Here is a 21,076-nt window from a genome sequence, read left to right as displayed (position 1 = left end):
GGCAGGGTGGGGTCATTCTATCCCCGCCAGCAGGTCGTCTATCGGCACGGTGGCAAAGTTGGTGGCATAGTCGCTCATGGCGTAAGGTATCACCAGCTCCCGGCCGTGCAGCAAAGAGCCGCAGGTGTATACCACATTGGGCACATAGCCTTCGCGCTCGTCCTGGTTGGGCGACAACAGCGGCTGGCGCAGGCGGCCGATCACCCGCGAGGGGTCCTTAAGATCCAGCAGGAAGGCCCCCAGGCAGTACTTCCGCATTGGCCCGACCCCGTGGCTCAGCACCAGCCAGCCGGCCTCGGTCTCTATGGGGGAGCCGCAGGTGCCGATCTTGACCATCTCCCAGGGCTGGGCCGGCTGCAGCAGCATCCTGGGAGTCTGCCAAAAGTGGATGTTGTCGGAGTACATCAATAAAATGTTCTGGTCGTCCTGGCGCGACAGCATGGCGTAACGCCCGTCGATCTTGCGGGGGAACAGGGCCATGCCCTTGTTCTGGACGGCCGGGCCGTTGAGGGTCAGGAACTTGAAATGGATAAAGTCGGCGGTCTCCAGCAGCTGGGGCAGGGTGATCTTGCCGTCGTAGGCGGTGTAGGTGGCGTAGTAGGTGATGCTGCCGTCGTCGTCCCGGAACATGACGAACCGGGCGTCCTCGATGCCGTTGCTCTGGCTGGGCACCGAGGGGAACAGGATCCGCTGGGCCAGATGGCTGGAGGGATCGAACCGCACCTGGTAGTTGGATTCGGCCAGCAGCAGGATGCCCTGGGAGGCCCGGTCGGCCAGGGCGTCGACCGGGGTCATTTTCCGCCGCTCCGCTTTCAGCATCCGGCGCAGGTCGTCCAGGACGAATTCCCCGGGCAGCTGGTCCACCACCCGCCGGCAGAAGTTGCTGTGCAGGCCCGCCTCCTGGAGCTTGCGGGCAAAGAGATCCTTCTGGTATACCGCGTTGGTCAGGGGCTCCGGCTCCGTCACAAAGGGAACCGGCGGCGTGAGCTTGATGCTGTGTTTGGCGCTGACGGTGCCGGTGCGGAAGGTGATGGATGAGATGTGCCCCTCGCCGGTGGCCCGCAGGCTCAACACAAAACGGAGCGAGCCCGCCGGAAGCTTGGTCTGATCGGGATGAGGCACGATGGACGGATTGAACAGGGCGGCCGACTCCGGGGAATATTCATGCGAGAAGTAGGCCCCGATCAGCAGCTGTTTCTCCGGCGGGGTCTCCTTCCTATCCTTCAGATACGCCTGCACCTGCCTGAAGCGGTTGAGGAAGGTCTGCTCAACGTTGGTATGCCGGTCTTTGAACTCGCTCAACACCGATGCCAGCAATCGGGCCGCCGCTTCGTCACTAAGGGTCATGATCCCGTTCACGATCCTCCGGGCAATGCTTTTCCTGACGGGATAGAAGGGCCGCAGCAACACCCGGGAGCGGTCCGGGGAGATCACCGGTCCGATGCGTTTGGCCTGCAGGACCGGAGGCGCTATGGCGGGGGAGATCAATTTATTCATCGCTGTTCATCCGGCGACCCGTTGAAACTGGTGAGGGCGCTCTGGAGGGTCTGCATCTCAGCCAGGGCCAGCAGGAAGGCCAGGGTGGATTCGGCCCCCTGGTTCTGGCTGACCCGGTCGACGTGCAGGCCGTCGCGGCAGCCCCCGGTGGTGGAATCGTACAGGGCCAGTCCCAGATCGTTCCGTCCCAGGAACCATTCGAAGGCCCGGCGGGCCTCGGCCGCCCAGTACATGTCGCCGGTGGCCGAATAGGCCTCGATGCAGGCCGATACCGTGGCCTGGGCTTCTATCGGCTGCTGGTCGAACAGGGCCCGGGCCTGCCCCTTGGGGAAGAATCCGTTTGAGCCGACCGGCCGGAAGGAGCCGGTATCGGAGGTCTGGACCCTGACCAGCCAGCGCAGCGCTTTAAGGCCGGTCTCCAGCATCTGGGAGTTGTTCATACTGCGGCCGCTGAGGATAAGCGCGTGCGGCAGCTTGGCGTTGGTGTAGGAGACCACGTCCTCGAACCATTGCCAGTCCTGGCTTGAGGCGTCGGCGAAGCGCTGCATCAGCTTGGCGGTCAGAGATTCCCGGATCTGGCCGGCCCGCCGGTCGCCGCTCAAGCGCCGCAGGTATTCATCTATTCCGATCAGGGCGAAGGCCCAGGCCCGGGGCGAGGTCAGCCCGGGGGCGACCGGCAGGGCCTGTTCGAACAGCTCGGCCGCCAGCATGTGGAAACTGCCGTGGCCGGCATGGCCCATGCAGAGACCCAGGGCCCACAGGGCGTGGCCGTGGCAGTCCTCCGAGCCGACATCCTCCAGCCAGCGGCGGTCGAAGCTCATGAAATTGCGGAAGCGGCGGGTCTTGCGGACGAAGGCGTGGTTCAAAAAGGCGGAATAGGTGGCGGCCAGCTCGTTGCTGCGCGGGGTGCTGTGCCCCGCCTGCTGGAGCATCAGGGTCAGCAGCAGGGCCCGGGCATTGTCGTCGGTGCAGTAGCCCTCGGCGAAATTGGGGACCGTGAAGCTGGCATGCTGGAATATCCCGGTCGAGTCGCTCAGGCGGTACAGGTGGTCCAGCTTAAGAGCCGGCAGCTGGTCGGGCTGCTCGTCAAGGGTCCTGATGGGCGAGGATTTTCGCCCCACGAAGCTGTGCTCCTGGCCGGCCCGGCGGAAGGAGTCCACGTAAAGATGGGCCACCCGGCTCCATACCATGCCCCGCCCCAGCTGGTAGGCGTTCTTGCGCATCGAGTGGCGCAGCGGCGCGTCGTGCAGCAGGCCGATGACGGCCCCGGCGATGGCCTCCGGGTCGCGGAATGGCACCAGTTTGCCGCGCTCCTCGGTCAGCAGTTCCTGGGCGTGCCAGTAGGGGGTGGACACCACCGCGTTGCCGGCCCCGAAGGCGTAGGCCAGGGTGCCCGAGGTTATCTGCGATTCGGTCAGGTAGGGGGTGAGGTAGATGTCGGTGGCCCCGATGAACCGGGTCAGCTCCTCCAGCTCGACGAAGCGGTTGAAGAACACCACGTGCTTCTGGACCCCCAGTTCCTTGGCCATCCGCTCCAGGCTCAACCGGTAGGACTCGCCCTCTGCGCGCAGCAGGTTGGGGTGGGTCTGGCCCACCACGATGTAGACCGTGTTGGGAAACTCGGCGATGATGGCCGGCAGGGCCCGCAGGGCGTACTCGATGCCCTTGTTGGGCGAAAGCAGCCCGAAGGTGAGCAAGACCTGCTTGCCGGCCACCCCGAACTCATCCTTGAAATAATTGGGATCGGCGAAGGGCATCTCGGGGATGCCGTGGGGAACAAGGTCTATCTTGTCGGCCGGCGCCTGGTAGACATCCCGCAGGAACTCCCGGCCCTTTTCCGACATCACCACCAGCCGGGTGGAAAGCCGGATCAACTCGCGCATCACCCGCCGCTGTTCGGGGTTGGGTTCGCGCAGGATGGTGTGAAGCGTGGTGACGACTGGCATCCGCAGCTTGTGCAGCAGGGCCAGCAGGTGGCTGCCGGCCGCTCCGCCGTAGATGCCGAACTCGTGCTGCACGCAGAGGACGTCCACGTTGGTGATGTTGAGAAAGTCGGCCGCCCGCAGGTAGGACGGCAGGTCCTGCTCCGCGATCTCGAACCGGACCTCCGGCGGATAATCGTAGCCGCCCTCGACGTCATTGACCGGGACCACCAGGCACTGGGTGGCGGGGAATTCCGCCGCCACCGAGGTGCGCAGGTCGGTGGTGAAGGTTGCGATGCCGCACTTTCGCGGCAGGTAATCGCCCAGGAAGGCGATCTTGTGGATATCGGATGATTTGGACATTAAAAACTTCTTTCCGGGTGGGCCAGGTTCACCCCCATGGCCTTTGGCTGATCGGCTCAGCAGTCGGGTTTGTTATCTCATGGAACGATGGGGATCGAGGGTTTTTCTCACATTCGGCTTGTTAGACAAGGAAGGCATCTAAGTGGGACAAACCTTTTATGTCACCTCGTATCATTTTTACGATCTCCGGGAACTCAGACACTTTGAAATGTCCGTTCTTACTATCGAAGATTATGATGGTTGCCTTTTTCAATTTTGCGGCGTATTTGGCGGCATGGGATACCGGAACGACATCATCGTCCCGGGAAAAAAGCAGATAAAGGTTCCTGGTATTCTTCTCGATCAAAGAAAGATCGGGTTTTAGCTTAAAACCACCGACCAGGTCGTCTTCGGGCAGGGTGTTGTCGAAGGGCGGGCAGATCAAATAGGCCGACAATACCTTTTGGGGAAATTTATTTTCCGACAGATATTTGGCCAGAAAGATGCCGCCCAGGGAGGTGCCTATCAGGATTAGATTATTCCTTAAAAAAGGGATAAATCTTTCAAAATGTACCTTCCAATCAACATACTTTGCATTCTCTTTTAGCGGCATGACGGGCCGGATGATCTCGAAATCCCGGCCCAATCTTTTATTCAGATATTCTTCGCTCCAGCGTATCCGCTTCTCAATGGAGACCGGCCGGGTCTTTAAGAAGCGAAGATAATCCTTTTGGTTCTTGAAGTTATTCTCGCCAGGGATGAGCATTATTTGAGTTTTCTTTTTCATAGAAACGGTATAAAATTTATCGGTACAGGATATTCATCCGCTTCAATAGTTCATTATTTTCCAGAAGATCGACGGTATTTGTGAACTGGTTCACCGAGCCGATATCGGCCGGGATCCTTTTAACGACAGGGTCTTTGATCCTCTTCTTAAGTTCACTGGCAAAAATGCCCGCGCGGATCACCAAATATGGCCGGTTATAAAACCGCGAAACGTCCGCGGCCATAGGCCTGGTCAATTTGAGGCTGTTGTGCATTTGGGCAACGATCTTATATGCCAGCGAAAGATGTTTTTCGCGTTCCTTCCAATATTCCGAGGCTAGGACCTTATGCAGAACCGGAGAAAGTTTTTTGGCACACTTTAAACGGGAAAAGGCCGTGCCATACCACTTGCTGTATGGGGCGTATTCCTTTTCCATCAAAAAACAGAGTTTCATGATGGATTGCACCAGCCGTGCAGCCAAAATCCTAGATCCCATCTCGTCATTTACATCGCCGCAGCGCCCGACAAAGGGCTCTTCCTGGCTTATCTTGGTCCATTCCGACGACAGCATGTAGAGCCAGATATCCCTGGGGAAATAATGCAGCTTGTTTTGGATTTGTTTCAAGCCCAGTTGGTCGTGAAATATTTTGCCGCTCCGGATGGTTCGGAGCTTTTGTTCGGACAATGTCAGCCACCCGGAAGCAGTAAGAGCATTTTTAGGCTCGATTAAAAGATAGTTTTTGAAAAATGATCCGATGGTGTGGATTTCCACGCGATGGCTTATGGGCTGTCCCGCTTTTGCTGCGGCCAGGAGCCTAACACCGGCTTGGTCGGGATCGCCGAAATGTGTTGAGTATCCCCGAAAGGACGGGGGCAGATTCCTGCCGAGAAAGTCAAAAATCTGTTTTTTCAGCCCGATGTCTTTTGGGGAAATAAAAAGCAAAACCCTCGGACCCCAATGGTGATCGGTCGAAAGTTCCGTATCGAAGCCCAGCACTTCAGAACCATGATCGATAAGCCCGGCGGAATATTCGAGCCCGGGGAATCCCGATTTTATTAAAGGTTTTACGGCCTCTTTAAAGAACAGCTCTGATAATTTTAGGCCGGGAATGAATTTTGGCATAGTGAAGATATAAATTAGATATTTTTTATTCTGCGTCACCTATTCGGCTTGCCGTGTATGATGTCCTGCTCAGAGCCCGCATGGAGATTGACCGTTATATTACTGGCGAAGTGGTGAAAGAATTCCCTCTCCTAATGCTTTAGGGGAGGGAAGGGTGGGGTCCGTTATTCCTTAGGCGCTACTGCCTTGGCCGACACCTTGCCCAGCCGCTTGGCCCGCACTGAGATGATCCTTCTCCGGCTGACGTTCTCCACCACGAACTCCCAGGCCGGGTCGGCCAGCGGCCAGCGCAGCTTGTCGCCCACCGTGGGAACCTTCCCGGCGATGTCGTAGATGAACCCCCCGAAGGTCTCGTAGCCCTCGGTGGGGAAGCTGGTGCCCAGGGCCTCGTTCAGTTCCTCGATGTCCATCCGGGCGTCTATCCGGCAGTTGCGGTCGTCGATCCTCTTGTAATGCGGGGCCTCGGTGTCGAACTCGTCCCGGATATCGCCCACGATCTCCTCCACCACGTCGTCCAGGGTCACCATCCCGGCGGTGCCGCCGTACTCGTCCACCACGATGGCGCCGTGGGTCTTCCAGGCCTTGAAGTCCTCCAGCAGGCTGTCCAGTTTCTTGGAGTCGGGCACGAAATGGGCCGGCCGGATGATGTCGGTGATGGGGGCGGAGCGCTCCTTGTCCTTCAGCGCCCGGTTGACGTCCTCGTCGTGCACGAAGCCCACGATGTTGTCCACCGTATCGTGGAACACCGGGATCCGGGAGTGGCCCGACTGGTCCATCAGGCGCAAAACCTTTCCCAGGGTCAGGTTGTCCTCGGCGCTGACCATGTCTATCCGGGGCACCATGATCTCCTTGGCGGTGGTCTCGCCCAGCTCGAAGATGCCGTGGATCATCTCGGTCTCGGAGCGGTCCAGCAGCCCCTGCTCGTGCCCGGCCCGCAGCAGGGAGCGGATCTCGTCCTCGGTCACCAGCTGGTTGTTATGGACCTTCTTGATGCCGAACAGCGCCAGCACCAGGTCGCTGGATTTGGCCAGCAGCCAGATCAGCGGCTTGGCGCCCTGGGCCATCAGGTTCAGGGGATCGGCCACCATCAGGGCGATGGCCTCGGCATGCTTGAGGGCGATGTTCTTGGGGGCCAGCTCGCCGAAGATCAAGGTCACCAGGGAGACGATCACCGTCACCAGGGCCACGGCGATGGGCTGGCTGTTGGAGCTGATGAACCAGACGGGAAAACGGGAGATCCAGTCGGCCAGGATCTTGTAAGTGCTGACTGCGGCGATGGCGGCGGCCAGAAAGCCCACGAAGGTGACGCCGATCTGAATGGTGGCGAACAGGCGGGAGGGGTCCTCCAGAATGTTCAGGATGATGCCGGCCTTGCGGCTGCCGTTCTGGGCCAGTTCTTTAAGGCGGGATTTGCGGACCGAGATCAGGGCGATCTCGGCGGCGGAGAAGAAGCCGTTGAGCAAAATAAGCAGGGCGATGAAAAGGACCTCAAACCATAGATTGCTATCCAAAAAAGGACTCCTTGTGTTGGGTTAAATATTTTGCCACCAAGGCACCAAAGCTTTCGATTTATTCCAGATAGTCATTGCGAAAATACATCCTTGCCTGACAAGAGCCTGCACTGAGGGCGGCACCTTCCGCTGCTTTCGAAGTGAAGCAATCCGCAATGGTTGTCATTCCCGGACCTCACCCACACCCTCCCCGCAGCGGGGAGAGCCTGCACTGAGCAAGGCATTTATTATTGCCAACCGAAGTGGAAGCCGTTAGGCAGGGAGAGGTCTAAAACCCAATGTACAGTTCTTCCTTCTTCCGCATCTTTTTTGCCTGGCCGGGCTTGATGTGATCATAACCGATCAAATGCAGCAGCCCGTGGACCACCAGCCGTTTAAGCTCCTCCTCGAAGCTGACCCGGTATTCCCGGGCCTGCCTCCTGGTGCGGGGCAGGGAGATATAGATGTCCCCCAGGTCGGCGTCGGCCACCGGCGGGGCGTCGCCTTCCAGCATGGCGAAGGAGATGACGTCGGTGACCCGGTCGATGCTGCGATATTTCTTATTGAGCCGCCGCAGGCAGGCGCTGTCGGCCAGGATCAATGTCAGATCGTAATCGGCATAGCCCTCGGCCGCCAGGATCCGGCAGATGCAGCGCTTCAATCCGGCCTCCTTGACGGGGGAGGAATGGTCCAGGCATTCGATGAAAACGGTCATCATGATAACCGGCAATTAAATTTATCTGGTTAACCCTGGGGGTGATTGTTTTTTTGTTCTGGGCCGTTCTTGGCCCCGGGGTATTCTATCCGGGGATGGAACAGGGCCAGCAGCACCGGCAGGAAGGCCTCCCCGGCCAGGTGCAGGTCATGGAGGGTCAGATTGGACTCGTCCAGCTCCAGCTCGTTGGCCTTGTCGGCGATGGTGGCCTTGACCATCCGGCGGACCCGCTTGGGGTCGCGGTCCTTCAAAGATCTGACCGAGGCCTCCACCACGTCGGCCAGCATCACCAGGCCGATCTCCTTGGACTGGGGCTTGGGGCCCGGATAGCGGAAATCCCCCTCCAGTAGTTTGCCCTCGGAGGAAAGATTGGCCTTGTGGTAGAAATACTTGGCCAGGGTGGTGCCGTGGTGCTGGACGATGGCATCCTTGATGACCTGCGGCAGGCGGTGTTTCTTGGCCAGCTCCATCCCCTCCTTGACATGGGAGGCCACCACCAGAAAGCTCATCTTGGGGGCCAGGCTGTCGTGGCGGTTGGCCGCCCCGCCCTGGTTCTCGATGAAATAGTCCGGCTTGGCCAGTTTTCCGATATCGTGGTAATAGCCCATGATCCGGGCCTGAAGGCTGTTGGCCCCGATGGCCTTGGCCCCCACCTCGGCCAGGTTGCCCACCAGCAGGCTGTGCTGGAAGGTTCCGGTGGCCTCGATGGACAGGCGCTTTAAAAGGGGCTGGTCGGGGTCGGCCATCTCCAGCAGGCTGTAATCGGTGGTGGTGTTGAAGACCGCCTCCAGCACCGGCAGCAGCAGCAGGGTCAGCACGATCGACAGAAAGGCGCTGGCCGGGGCCATCAGCAGGGAGCGCTGGATCTGCTGGAAGGGCGACAGCTTCAGGTATTCCATGGCGGCGATGGCCAGGCCGCTGGCCAGGGTGATGGCAAAGAAACTGGTGATGATGAACTGGAAGCGGCTGCGCAGGCCCTTGACCAGGAAGGAGGCCACCGAGCCGGAGGCCAGGGCCACCACCGTGATGGGCAGGCTCAGTTCGGTGACCACCCCGAACAGCAGGCTGGCGGTGACGGCCATCACCGCCCCCAGCGGAATGTCGAACATCAGGCTGGTAAGCATCGGGCCCAGGGCCGCCGGGAGCAGGTAGGGCGGGAAATCGGGGCGGGACAGCACCAGCCAGCCGGACAATACGCTCAGCAGGATGATGGTGGCCAGGATCAGCAGCGAGTGAAAGTTGCGGAAAACTTCCGGGCGGAAGTTTATCAGATAAAAGGTCAGGATGCCCAGGAAGAAGCCCAGGGCCAGCAGCCGGGAAAGCAGGGTCAGCACATAGTTCCAGCCGCTGCGCCGGGAGACGGTGGTGATCTCATCCAGCTTGAGCTGCAGCGAATGGAGCTTCTGGGCCGTTGTCTGGTCCACCTTCTGGTAGGCGGCAACTATCTTTTCGCCCTTGCTCACCTGGCCGGTGTATTTGGATACCGATTCCCTGGCCCTGGCCCGGGCCGATCCCACCTCGCTGGTGTCCACCGTCAAATTGGGCATCAGCAATTTTGTCGCCACCTCGGCCAGGACCTTGGCCATGGGCTCTGAATTGGGGAAGGCCGCCTGGCTCTTGGCCTTGATCAGCAGGGGTAGGGATTCCATGGTGAACAGCCGGGAGGTCGGGACCCTCTGCAGATCCTGTCCCTGCCGCAGCACCACTTCGGGTCCCAGCATTTTCGCCTGGCCGTCGCTTAAGGGCAGCACCCCCGGCTCCAGCAGGGAATGGGCCATGTCCTTAAGCCCCTGCTGGAAGGAGTACAGACCGGGCACGGTCAGCAGCAGATCGGCGGTGCCGCGGCTCAGGTTCAGCTTCCAGGACTGAATGGTCGCTAATTTAGTGGATAGATACTCGTCCTCCTGACGGAGATTGGAAAGGTTGATCAGGAAAAGCTCCACATCGCTGTAGAGTTTCCGATCGAACTCGGGGTTGCGGTAGACGATGGCCAGAACCTGGGAGGCGGCGCTGTCCTGCTGGGCCTGGAGCAGGGCGGGATCCTTTACCAGCTGGAAATCGAACGGGGCCTGGATGTCCCGCGGGGAGGTGGCCCCGACCTTGAGCTTGATCTCGTCGTGGCGGGCCGGGGAGAACAGGTTGGCGATCACCAGCAGCAGAACGCCGGCCAGGGCCACCCGTTTTATCCAGAAGAGCTGGAATTTTCTGGATTGGGGGTTCAAGGGCCACAGGTTCCGGGCCAGGGATGTTATTTTATTTAATGATATCTTGAACATAATCCGGTCAGTCGGCCGGGCCTCCTTGGTCCCCGGGATCGTTCGGCCCGTTGCCGGAATGTTTCTGGTAGGCCTGGATGATATGATGCACCAGCCGGTGCCGCACCACGTCCCGCTCTCCCAGGGTGGCGAAGCTGATGCCCTCCACCCCCTGCAGGATGTTGCGGGCCTCGATCAGCCCGGAGCTGTCGCTGCGGGCCAGGTCTATCTGGGTGATGTCCCCGGTGATGACGGCCCGGGAGTTGAAGCCCAGCCGGGTCAGGAACATCTTCATCTGGGTCTTGGTGGCGTTCTGGGCCTCGTCTAGGATCACGAAGGAGTTGTTCAGGGTCCGGCCCCGCATGTAGGCCAGGGGCACGATCTCGATGATATCGTTGGCCAGAAAGCGGTTGACCTTCTCCGGGGACATCATGTCGTACAGGGCGTCGTACAGCGGCCGCATGTAGGGGTCGATCTTCTCCTTGAGGTCGCCCGGCAGGAAGCCCAGCGATTCACCGGCCTCCACCGCCGGCCGGCACAGGACCACCCGCTCCACCTGCCGCTCGTTGAGGGCCGCCACCGCGGCGGCCACCGCCAAATAGGTCTTGCCGGTGCCGGCCGGACCGATGGCGATCACCAGGTCGCTGCCCTGCATGGCCTCCAGATAGCTTTCCTGGCCCGGCGATTTGGCCTTGATCAGTTTTTTCAGGGCCGAGAGCCCGGCCGGCCTCTCCCGGGAGGGACCGGCGGCCGGCTGCTGCCGGAGGTCGTCTATGGCATAGCCGATGTCCCGCTCGGTGAGGACCGCGCCGGATTCCACCTTCTCCCGCAAACGCAGGATCAAACTGGTCAGCATCTCCAACTCCCGGGGCTGGCCGGTGATGATGACCTCGTCGCCCCGGGCGGTAAGCCTGGATCTGAAGGAATGCTGGATCAGCTTCAGGTTGGCGTCACCGGCCCCCAGCAGGTTGGCGGCGTCTATCCCCGCCAGGGAGATGCGCTCGGTTATTTCCGATGTTTCTCTGGTCATGCTCGTATGTTCTGCATTTATGAATGGTTGCCTTCGATAGCACATTGCCCTGCTTTGGGCCGGACATCCCGGACAGCAACCGGCAGGTATCTCCGCTGCTCAAAACATCACTATCCTGCCGGCCTTCCCGGCTAATTAATATAACATACCGCAACCGTTTGCGCAAGGGAAAAGCAAGGTAAAAATATTCTAAAATGTTCTTGACAACCACTATCGTATTTGATAGCATAGAATAGTGGTTGCTGAATAGTGAAAAGGAATACCATGAGAAAATATATATTATTTGGATTGTTACTGCTCATATTTTGTGCAGTAACCTATGCCCAGCCTGCCCGCCGTTTATTTGACTACGAACAGCGCAACCCCGATGAGGTCGGTAATAATAAGAGCGATCGGGGTCTGACGCCGGGAGAATGGGCAAACGAACGTGGCGATACCCGGCCCAAACCCGAATTGTGGTCCACTATCATAGATTCACAGCGTTCTGTGGCTATTGGTCGAACGGTCTCCAAAACCCCAGGCTGGCAGCCCAACGGTATAGTGGTTTGTGACACTAGCTGGGCCTGGTTGCCCAAGATAGTGAGCGATGGGAACAGCGGGGCGATAATATGCTGGAGTGAACAATATCGCGGGGCCGATTCTGTGAATCACACCACTTGGGATATTTACGCCCAACGGGTCGACAGCGCGGGGCATTTCGTCTGGCAAAGCCAGGGTGTTCCGGTTTGCAGTCTTGCCAATTGGAATTCCACATACCCGGCCATGATTTCTGATGGCAAAGGCGGGGCCATAATTGCCTGGGAAGATGATAGGGATGGATTGTTTTATACACGTGTCTTTGCCCAGCGGCTGGATAGTTTGGGCAACAGATTGTGGTCGGAGAACGGTGTGCTGGTTTGCAATCAGATGAGCGGGTATGTGGACATATGCAGTGACGGGCATGGTGGGGCGATCATTGCCTATGTGGACGGCAGGGATGCCGCAACCAGCGATAATATATATGCCCAAGGGATAGACAGCGCCGGGAATCCTGTTTGGCAAATAGATGGAGTGCCGGTGTGTACGGCGGACAGCATACAGTTTTGGCCTCATATGTGCAGTAATGGCAATGGAGGAGCGGTTATAACCTGGGAGGATGATTATCGCAATAATAGCACAACCGGTGAGGATGTTTATGTCCAAATGGTAGACTCTTTGGGAAATAGCAAATGGTCGGTAAATGGCGAACTAATATGTGTGAAAGCGGGCATGCAACGTTTGGCTAAATTATGCGAAAATAATTTTGGAGGCGCTATTATAAAATGGAATGACCGAACCGATTCAAACACTTATGCTCAATCTATAGATAGTCAGGGAAATAAAATATGGGATAGCAATGGTGTTGATTTACAAGGTGGTTATAGTGGTTATATAAATTCACTTCTTTTTGGGGGGGGGGTTACAAACGTATATAATGCCCAACGCGTCGATAGTTTAGGTAATATAAAATGGGGGACTGGTGTTCTTCTACACGGTGACACATCCGGTGGACATTTTGATGCAACTTCTGACGATTTCGATAATTTATTTGTTGTGTGGGATGAAAAACGTAGCAGTCCGTTTTATGCAGATCAATATATTCAAAAAGTTGGTATAGATGGTGATCTTTTGTGGAACACGACAGGAGTTGCTGTTTGCATACTGCAAGTGGCAGGCGAATCATACCCTCAAATAACAAACGACGGCTTGGGTGGTGCGGTTTGCACCTGGCATGGCGGGTATCCGGGGTCATTATATCTTACTTATCCGGATATCATTGCCCAGCGGATATATTCAGACGGTACTCCAGGTGGTGTTTTGGGATATCCTGAAGATGAAAAAAGAAATCTCAAATTGTTTATGAATGTCTTTCCCAATCCTTCCAAGGGAAGAACCGAAGTTGAATTTTCATTGGCCGAACAGGCTTTTATAGAATTGACTATCTATAATATGCTGGGGCAGAGGGTAAGAACGTTGGTAAACTCATATAAGACTGCCGGGCGGCATAAAATATCCTGGGATGGCAGGGACAATGCGGGCAATGCAATAAGTTCCGGTGTATATTTTTGTAATCTTAAATATTCCACGGGCTATATTAACAAGAAAATAATATTAGTAAAGTAGAGGTGTTTCAGCAATGACTAAGAAATTATTGTTTATGCTCTTGCTTTCCATTGTATGCAAACTTGGTTTTGCCCAAGATAGTTGTTTTTCTATCTGTCCTTGGGCTTATTCCCCGCCACAAACGCCAAATTGGGATCAAGAAAGAACATCGTTACTTAATCTGGGAGTTAACGAAATTCAAGGACTTATGTTGAAAAACTTGTCTGCAAGTTCCGAGACTATAACGGTAAGGAACATTTGTGATGCTACAAATGGGGGTATTAAGGCAACCGTAAGATATGCACCAAGCACAGGCGTTTGGGTTTGGCCATTGGTGGTGAGTTGGCAGAATGGATTGCCACCCGGTTGGGAGGAATCAATAAGAAATTGTTTGGATGATATAAAATATTCTTTTGAAGGACGGCCCGTTATTGGCAGCATGCTTATGGGACATGAATGGAGTGCGGATGGTGCGAACGTACAAAGCAGCAGCCCTGTGCAATGGGAAAGGATGCTGACGGCATTAAATTATGCATGTATTTATTGGCGTGATAATCTTAAAATGCCTAATAGTATATTTATAATGCCAGTAGATGGTTTTGAGTCATATATAAAAATATCCATGAACTTTTTTCTTGATAAAATTGAAGAGCTTGGGGTTTATGATCATAACTTTTACCCTTATAGACCGGAAACACCACAAGAGTATTCTATTAATAGCACAGATTTTTTAAGTTTCCAGGATTGTTTGAGCAATGTTGTTCGTATGAATGATAGCTGTTATCATTATTTTGTAAATCCATATACCAAGGGTAAAATCAAGGCCAACTGGACTGCAATAATTCAATCTGTTGAGCAAAAAGACTATTTTAATGGTCCCGTTCAGATTAGGTGGCCCACAAAGGAAGAGCTCCATTGCCAGGCATGGTTGGCATTATCGAGGGGGGCAAAAGGAATAAAGTATTTCTCTTATTTTAGCGGTTCGGGTGATAATTATTATAGCGGTTTGGTAGATGAAAACCGGGTGCCGCGAAGCTGGGATGAGGGTGATCCGCTAACAGCAGATTATTGCATTTACGATTGGGTCAAAGAGCTTAACGATACATTAAAAGTTGTTGGGCCTATATTATTGAATTTGGAATGCAGCAATGCATTTAGTGTAAATACACGATATGGACCAGCCAATATTCCGGCTACATCTTATATTAAGGCCGTTTCTGCTAACGATCCGGCTTATGCGGAATATAATTATTTTGAAGTTGCGACTTTTGATGATGATTTGACATCCGAAAAATATGTTATGTTTGTAAACAGATATTGTCAGCCGGAGGACACGGTTGAAATTAATGTTAGTATAAATTATACGCCATTGTATGCTACAGATTATTATTTGCTGGACGTCATCAATAATCAACCAGTTACGAGTGTTTTAACAAGTGGGGCAAATCAGAATTTCACATTAAAGCTTTTGCCCGGGAGGGGCAAGCTGTTAAAAATAATACCCTATAGCTGCCAATTCGGGATGCCGAATTATACCAATTTCAGGTTTGTCGGCGTTAATACCAACTTGAACACGCCGTATTCAAAGGATTCCGTAGAGATTATTCAAAAATATTGGGAATACAATATTGTCCCGGATACAATGCTTTTATCCGCACCATTGGGACATTGGGAATATGTCTCTACTGGATGGCAGCCATATTCAGATAAACTGGTGCAGTATCTGTACAATTCCCAGGAAAATAACGGCAACGAATTTGAGATACAATTCAAGATTAACGGGAAATATTATACGCCGAAATTATTTGCTAAAACATATTATGAGGATACGGCGCCGGCAAATGGCGGGGTTATAATAAATGATGGGCAATTATATACAAATGATACGTGTATAACGGTTAGGATGTTTGGAACCGATGAATTCTCAGGCCTTTCAAAAATGAGGTTCGATGAATCGCCTTTTGGGAATGCATCCGGTTATGTGAATTTGATAAGAAATGGCGATTGCAGCAGCATTGCTGGGTGGCAGTTAAATAACGCGGTTTATGAAGATGGTTATCTGCATCTTTTGGGTGAAAATACCGGACCCGGACCCGTGCAAACAGGATCTTATGCTATGCAGGTTGTTCCGGATTCGATTATTGAAAAGTATCGCGGAAAACTTATGCGTTTAAAAGATGATATATTTTGTCATAATGTGATAGTAGCCTCTAAGAGGGTGGATGTTATTTATGCCGATTCAGCCAGTCCTTCGGCTAAAACATTCGTAGATAAATCGCTTGCTTCCATACCTGGTGCATTATGGAAATCATCTAGTGATACTTTTACGTTAAATGTCGATCCTTTGCGGCCGTTAAGCAGACTTGAGATTACATATATGGTAAATCAAATAGAAATTCCTCCGCCACCACCTCCGGATGATCCAACAGTTTTAAAGTCATATATTCCGAATCCCATGGCTTTGGATAACGTTATTCTTGAGCCAGTGCGATTTGTAATTCAGCTTCCAGACACTGCAGTGGATCCTAGGCTTGATTCAGATGAAGGCATAATACCAGATGATATCTATGATGGTTGGAAAACTGGTATTTCATCTGTTATTCCATATGTTTTATCAACAGAGGATGGTGTAAAGAGGGTATATGGGCAATTAAAGGACAACGCAGAAAATATAAGCTTTACCCCAGGCTGGTATGGATCAATTGTTTTAGATAGAACAAAGCCGTTTGTTGGAATATCCAGCCCGGTAAATATGAGTTATGTAAGCGGGACAATAAGCATTGTCGGACATGCAAATGATCTGAACTTTTCCCGCTGGATATTGGATTATAAGAAATCTAATTCCGAAACTTGGACAATGTTAGCGGGCGGGGTTGAGCCGATTCATTATAAGATACCTCAAGTTTTGGATTATTGGAATACAACGACAGTAAATGATGGCAGCTACCTTTTAAGGCAAACCGGATATGACCGTGCTGGAAATTGTAAAGCGGAAACGATTTATGTCTATGTTGCCAATGATGTTCTGCCGCGGGAAGCCATCACAGCTGATTTTGCCGTATTCAACAGCCTGCCGGTAGACGGTACCGTTGATGCTTTCGGCAATATCTATGCTACCGATACCCAGGATGACAAAATATGGAAATTTTCGCCTGATGGCGATTCACTTCTATGTTTTGGGTATAAATATACCTGCACCGATACCTTGGGCTTTAATCATCCCAAGGGCATAGCGGTGGACGAGTCAGGCAATATTTGGGTGACGGATTGCTATCAGTCAAAGATCAAAAAGTATGACGGGCAGGGAAATTATATCAGCGCCATCGGCCAACATGGAAACAAGGCCGGGGAATTTAATCAGCCTACCGGCATTGTCATCAAGGATAATTATATCTATGTGACTGATCATTTGAATAACCGGGTGCAGGTATTCAATAAAGCCGGGGCATTTGTCCGGCAGTTTGGTGCAAACATTCTTAAACAACCTGCCGGAATAGCCATTCGGCAAAATGAAGACAGTTACTTGATCTATGTTTCCGATTCCAAAAATAACAGAATCGCGATATTTGATACCTTGGGGAACATGGTAGACAGTTTGGGTGCGGGATTGAATTTAAGGGAGCCATGGGACATCTGTTTTGACTGCAACAACAACCTGTATATTGCCGATGTATACAATAACCGGATTGTCCAATTGGATGCCTGGGGCAATAAACTGCTTACTTTTGGCGCCCAGGGAAAAGAAGCCGGGGAATTCAAACTGCCCCAGGGATTGGCCGTAAGCCCTGATGGCAAGTATGTATATGTCATAGACACCCATAACGACAGGATACAGCGTTTCAAGATGTATTTCGACTTGGGGATAGATGGCGGGCCGCAACTTGCCGGAAGGCGGATAAGCTCTGTTTTGCCGGTATCGTTTATGTTGGGGCAGAGTTTTCCGAATCCGTCAGCATTTAATGCAACGATAAATTATGCCCTGCCAAAAGAGGCCATGGTAAAGCTCAATATTTACAACACTTTGGGGCAGAAAGTAAAAAGCTTAGTAAATGAAAGCCAAATGCCGGGTTACTATAATGTCAATTGGGATTCAAAGGACGATAAAGGCCAGAAGGCTGCAACGGGTGTGTATTTTTATCGGTTGGAAGCGGGTGAACATAGTGCTACCAAGAAGATGGTGATGATAAAGTAAGGTTGCCAATTTTCTTTTTAAAAGAGGCGGCGGGAAAGCCGCCTCTTTGATTTTAAGGTATTGATCATTTAGCAATGGTCTGCAAAAATATTCATTGACATTATCCGCCAAGTGTTTTAAGATAGTGACACTTACGATCAACACTGGATAATTGATATAGACCAACCATGCAGCTCAAATTAGATAAAAAGCGATCCGACGCCCTGATCAACAGCTTCAAGCAAAAAACCATCCTGGTGCTGGGCGACCTGATGCTGGACGAATACCTGTTCGGACAGGTCAGCCGGATATCGCCGGAGGCCCCGGTGCCGGTGGTGGAGGTCAGCGAGGAGAAATACCTGCTGGGCGGCGCGGCCAACGTGGCCTGGAACATCGCCAGCCTGGGGGCCAAAGTGGTTCCGGTGGGGGTGATCGGCCGGGACCGTCCCCGCCAGACCATCTTGAAAGAGTTTCAGAAAAGGAAAATATCAAAAAGCGGATTGGTGGAGGATCCCTCCCGCCACACCACCATCAAGACCAGGATAGTGGCCCATCACCAGCAGGTGGTGCGGGTGGACCGGGAGCACCGCCAGGACCTGTCGCCGGCCTCCGAGGCCAGGGTCATCGCCCGGCTGAAAAAACTTATCCCCGCGGCCGATGCGGTGCTGATCGAGGATTACAACAAGGGGCTGATCACCGACAGAGTGCTCAAAGCCGCTCTGGAGCTGTGCCGCAGGCATAAAAAGATCGTCACGGTGGATCCCAAATTCAATCATTTCCTGGATTTCAAGGGGGTGACCCTGTTCAAGCCCAATGTGCTGGAGACCGAACGGGCCCTGGGGATGAAGATAGCCGGCCCCCAGGACATGCTGAAAGCCGGCAAAAAGCTGATGGCCGGGCTCAAGACCAAGGCGGTGCTGATCACCGCCGGCGACCGGGGGATGTATCTGGTGACCGCAGGGAACAAGTCAGAACACATACCCACCATGGCCAAGGAGGTCTACGATGTCTCCGGGGCCGGGGACACGGTGATCGCGGTGCTGACCCTGGCCCTGGCAGCCGGAGCCAGTTTTCTGGAGGCGGCGGTTCTGGCCAACCATGCGGCCGGGGTGGAGGTCTCCAAATTTGGAGTGGCCGCGGTCTCGGTGAATGAACTTAAGGAGGCGTTGAAAAACTGGTAATGGATCTTTTGCTGGGGATCATTTTATATAATATCGTTTTGACGATGGCCTTCCTTTTGGGTTGGCCATATTTGCTGTTGGTCGGTACCTTTTCGGGCAATAAGAAGTGGCGCCAGAGATGCGGGCTGGTCCCCAAGGCTCAGGGGAATCCCATCTGGCTCCATGCTTCTTCCATGGGCGAGGCGGCCCTGATCCCGCCCCTGATCGAAGCCTTGGGTGGAGAGGCTCCGGAATATAGAACGGTCATCTCCACCATGACCCAGACCGGGCAGGACCGGGCGGCCAGGATCAATCCGGGATCGGCCACTTTCTTCCTGCCGTTGGATTTTCTGTTTTCGATCGCCCTGTCGCTGGGCAGGGTAAAACCCTCGGCCCTGGTGCTGATGGAGACCGAACTGTGGCCCAACCTGATGTGGCTTTGTAATGCCCGGAGGATACCGGTGTTCATCGTCAACGCCCGGCTGTCGGACCGGTCGCTGCCCTGGTACCGTTTCTTCGGATTCCTGTTCCGGCCCCTGCTGAACCGGGTGGGATGCATTGCCTGCCAGAGCCCGGAGGATGCGGAAAGATACCGGTCATTGGGGGTTGCTCCGGGGAAAATAATCAATGCCGGGAACATCAAGTACGACGCCATCCGGCGGCCGGTCAGCCGGGAACAAAAAATGAAACTCAGGACGGACCTGGGATTTTCACCGGAGGATCTGATACTGGTGGCGGGCAGCACCCGGGAGGGCGAGGAGGAGATCATCCTGAATGCCTGGGCCGGACTGTCCGGCGGGATGAAGCTGATAATAGCCCCCCGGCACCCGGAAAGGTTTTCGGCGGTGGAGCAGATACTGTCCAATAAGAACATCCCGTTTTCCCAACGCAGCAAGATCAGCGGATCGGAAAGGTCAAGGGCGGTCCTGCTGCTGGACAGCATGGGCGAATTGATAGACGCCTACGCCGCCGGCGATATCGCCTTCGTCGGGGGCAGCCTGGTGCCGGTGGGCGGGCACAACCCGCTGGAGCCGGCGGCCCTGGGCCTGCCGGTGATCTTCGGACCCCATATGTCCAACGCCCGGGAGAGCGCCCAAGGCTTGCTGGCGGCCCAAGGGGCCCTGCAGGTATCCGATGCCGGGGAGCTGAGAGGGATTCTGGGAAAATTATCCTCCGACCGTGGATCGATCGGCCATATTGGAGGCCGGGCCATGAAGATGGTGGAGGAAAAAAGGGGGGCATCGGAAAAGGCGGCAAAAATTATCATCCGAACGATAAAAAAAGCTTGAAATTGTTTTCAATAAGTCATACAATAATACATCACTTTTAATCGAGGGGAAAATGTCAAGATTTTTTCACAGCCTTAAAACCAAACTGACTCTGAGCTTTGTGGTGCTTATTTTGCTGATATCGGGAATGGCGTTCTTGTACACCTTCAATGAGACCAAGAAAGCCCTCAAGGAACAGATGAGAACCGAGTTGATGTCGGTGGCCTCGGCCGTTGCGGTGAACCTCAACGGCGATATCCACGCTGGCATCAAACCGGGCGACGAGGGAACCCCGGCCTTTCAGGCCATCGGCCAGGCCCTGCTCAAGGTCCAGGAGGCCAACGACCACATCACCTATATCTACACCATGCGGAAGACCGGGGAAGGTGCCGTGTTCGTGGTGGATCCCGATGACGAGGAGCCCGCCAAGATAGGCGAGCTCTACGAGGAGACCAACGACGAGATGCTGGCCGGTTTCGAAAGACCCAGCGCCGACAACGAATACGTCACCGACCAATGGGGGACTTTCCTTTCGGGGTATGCACCCATCCGGGACTCGCTGGGCAATTCGGTGGGGCTGGTGGGGGTGGACATGACCAGCAAGGATGTGATCGCCAAGCAGAGATTCATCGGGAACACCATCTACCTGATCATCGGCATCGCGGTGCTGTTCGCCGGGTTCATCATCCTGCTGTTCTCGGGGACCATCATCAAGGATGTCAACCGCCTCAACCGGATCGCCAACCGGATCAGCATGGGCGACATGGAGGTGAAGATGGACGTCAGGCGGAACGACGAGATCGGCGACCTGGCGGATTCCTTCGGCCGGATGGTGGCCAGCCTGAAGATCGTGATGATGGAGAAAAGTGAATCGGAAAATAAAACGGAGCAGGGGAAATGAACATGACCGATCTCGCCCAGAGAGTTTTGAGCATCTCCACCGCCTATCTGGGGCCGGCCGCCAAGATGTTCCTGGCCAGGCAGACCAAATACCATCTGCAGGGGCTGGACTACGAGCAGCTGCAGAAAGAGCATTTGGCCGAACTGTCGAAGTGGCTTTATATCTCCGGCTCCCTGGTGATTGAGAAGGACAAGGCCCAGGAGCTGTCGCAGCTGGTGGCCAAGCTGGCCTGAAGCTCTCGGTTTTACATAAATAAGGTTGAAAATGCCGCCCTCTCCGGGGCGGCATTTTTGCATAAAAATTGTTGTAATTTCA

At 54.3% G+C, this 21,076-nt stretch carries 14 protein-coding genes; 6 read left to right on the top strand and 8 right to left on the bottom strand.

Features of this window, described 5'->3' with window-relative positions; all coding sequences use genetic code 11:
* Window positions 1-12 precede the first annotated feature (12 nt).
* From A2273_02855 to A2273_02820, 8 genes are all read right to left on the bottom strand, one after another.
* The gene (locus tag A2273_02855; protein OGF07426.1) at window positions 13-1,497 is read right to left on the bottom strand and encodes a glycosidase; all 1,485 of its coding nucleotides are present in this window, start codon (window positions 1,495-1,497) and stop codon (window positions 13-15) included.
* Window positions 1,494-3,782 carry a glycosyl transferase family 1 gene (locus A2273_02850; GenBank protein OGF07425.1) on the bottom strand — a complete coding sequence of 763 codons (2,289 nt, stop codon included), beginning with the start codon at window positions 3,780-3,782 and terminating at the stop codon, window positions 1,494-1,496. Before A2273_02850 ends, A2273_02855 begins: the two co-directional genes overlap by 4 nt.
* Before the next feature lie 121 nt (window positions 3,783-3,903).
* Entirely contained in the window at window positions 3,904-4,548 is a 645-nt protein-coding gene (locus tag A2273_02845; GenBank protein OGF07424.1) for a hypothetical protein, read from the bottom strand.
* A 16-nt stretch (window positions 4,549-4,564) separates the two neighbouring features.
* Window positions 4,565-5,650 carry a hypothetical protein gene (locus A2273_02840; GenBank protein ID OGF07423.1) on the bottom strand — a complete coding sequence of 362 codons (1,086 nt, stop codon included), beginning with the start codon at window positions 5,648-5,650 and terminating at the stop codon, window positions 4,565-4,567.
* Window positions 5,651-5,814: 164 nt separating this feature from the next.
* The gene (locus tag A2273_02835) at window positions 5,815-7,161 is read right to left on the bottom strand and encodes a hypothetical protein (protein OGF07422.1); all 1,347 of its coding nucleotides are present in this window, start codon (window positions 7,159-7,161) and stop codon (window positions 5,815-5,817) included.
* Between the two features lie 268 nt (window positions 7,162-7,429).
* The gene (locus tag A2273_02830) at window positions 7,430-7,855 is read right to left on the bottom strand and encodes an rRNA maturation RNase YbeY (GenBank protein OGF07421.1); all 426 of its coding nucleotides are present in this window, start codon (window positions 7,853-7,855) and stop codon (window positions 7,430-7,432) included.
* A 29-nt stretch (window positions 7,856-7,884) separates the two neighbouring features.
* A complete protein-coding gene (locus tag A2273_02825) occupies window positions 7,885-10,131 on the bottom strand; it encodes a hypothetical protein (protein ID OGF07420.1) in 2,247 nt (748 codons plus the stop codon).
* Between the two features lie 7 nt (window positions 10,132-10,138).
* The gene (locus A2273_02820) at window positions 10,139-11,140 is read right to left on the bottom strand and encodes a hypothetical protein (protein OGF07419.1); all 1,002 of its coding nucleotides are present in this window, start codon (window positions 11,138-11,140) and stop codon (window positions 10,139-10,141) included.
* A gap of 264 nt (window positions 11,141-11,404) precedes the next feature.
* Between A2273_02820 and A2273_02815 the strand changes: the two genes are divergently transcribed.
* The 6 genes from A2273_02815 (at window position 11,405) to A2273_02790 (ending at window position 20,994) form a co-directional block, all read left to right on the top strand.
* On the top strand, window positions 11,405-13,282 hold the full coding sequence (locus tag A2273_02815) for a hypothetical protein (GenBank protein OGF07418.1): 1,878 nt from the start codon (window positions 11,405-11,407) through the stop codon (window positions 13,280-13,282).
* A gap of 418 nt (window positions 13,283-13,700) precedes the next feature.
* Complete coding sequence (locus tag A2273_02810) at window positions 13,701-17,453, top strand: hypothetical protein (GenBank protein ID OGF07417.1); 3,753 nt, start codon at window positions 13,701-13,703, stop codon at window positions 17,451-17,453.
* Between the two features lie 251 nt (window positions 17,454-17,704).
* Window positions 17,705-18,613, top strand: a complete 909-nt coding sequence (locus A2273_02805; protein ID OGF08004.1) for a hypothetical protein — start codon at window positions 17,705-17,707, stop codon at window positions 18,611-18,613.
* On the top strand, window positions 18,613-19,881 hold the full coding sequence (locus tag A2273_02800; protein OGF07416.1) for a hypothetical protein: 1,269 nt from the start codon (window positions 18,613-18,615) through the stop codon (window positions 19,879-19,881). Before A2273_02805 ends, A2273_02800 begins: the two co-directional genes overlap by 1 nt.
* A gap of 52 nt (window positions 19,882-19,933) precedes the next feature.
* Window positions 19,934-20,761 (top strand): HAMP domain-containing protein, encoded by an 828-nt coding sequence (locus tag A2273_02795; GenBank protein OGF07415.1) that lies wholly within the window; start codon window positions 19,934-19,936, stop codon window positions 20,759-20,761.
* A gap of 2 nt (window positions 20,762-20,763) precedes the next feature.
* Entirely contained in the window at window positions 20,764-20,994 is a 231-nt protein-coding gene (locus A2273_02790) for a hypothetical protein (protein ID OGF08003.1), read from the top strand.
* The last annotated feature ends 82 nt before the right edge of the window (window positions 20,995-21,076 follow it).

It is taken from the genome of Candidatus Edwardsbacteria bacterium RifOxyA12_full_54_48, assembly GCA_001777915.1.
Lineage (GTDB): Bacteria > Edwardsbacteria > AC1 > AC1 > EtOH8 > UBA2226.
The sequence above is the reverse complement of the archived record's forward strand: the minus strand, read 5'-3'. Positions and strand labels throughout refer to the sequence as shown.

Coding starts and splice junctions, on each gene's coding strand:
- A2273_02855 (OGF07426.1), bottom strand. CDS start 1,497: ATGAATAAATTGATCTCCCCCGCCATAGCGCCTCCGGTCCTGCAGGCC.
- A2273_02850 (OGF07425.1), bottom strand. CDS start 3,782: ATGTCCAAATCATCCGATATCCACAAGATCGCCTTCCTGGGCGATTAC.
- A2273_02845 (OGF07424.1), bottom strand. CDS start 4,548: ATGAAAAAGAAAACTCAAATAATGCTCATCCCTGGCGAGAATAACTTC.
- A2273_02840 (OGF07423.1), bottom strand. CDS start 5,650: ATGCCAAAATTCATTCCCGGCCTAAAATTATCAGAGCTGTTCTTTAAA.
- A2273_02830 (OGF07421.1), bottom strand. CDS start 7,855: ATGACCGTTTTCATCGAATGCCTGGACCATTCCTCCCCCGTCAAGGAG.
- A2273_02825 (OGF07420.1), bottom strand. CDS start 10,131: ATGTTCAAGATATCATTAAATAAAATAACATCCCTGGCCCGGAACCTG.
- A2273_02820 (OGF07419.1), bottom strand. CDS start 11,140: ATGACCAGAGAAACATCGGAAATAACCGAGCGCATCTCCCTGGCGGGG.
- A2273_02815 (OGF07418.1), top strand. CDS start 11,405: ATGAGAAAATATATATTATTTGGATTGTTACTGCTCATATTTTGTGCA.
- A2273_02810 (OGF07417.1), top strand. CDS start 13,701: ATGCTTATGGGACATGAATGGAGTGCGGATGGTGCGAACGTACAAAGC.
- A2273_02805 (OGF08004.1), top strand. CDS start 17,705: ATGCTGGACGAATACCTGTTCGGACAGGTCAGCCGGATATCGCCGGAG.
- A2273_02800 (OGF07416.1), top strand. CDS start 18,613: ATGGATCTTTTGCTGGGGATCATTTTATATAATATCGTTTTGACGATG.
- A2273_02795 (OGF07415.1), top strand. CDS start 19,934: ATGTCAAGATTTTTTCACAGCCTTAAAACCAAACTGACTCTGAGCTTT.
- A2273_02790 (OGF08003.1), top strand. CDS start 20,764: ATGACCGATCTCGCCCAGAGAGTTTTGAGCATCTCCACCGCCTATCTG.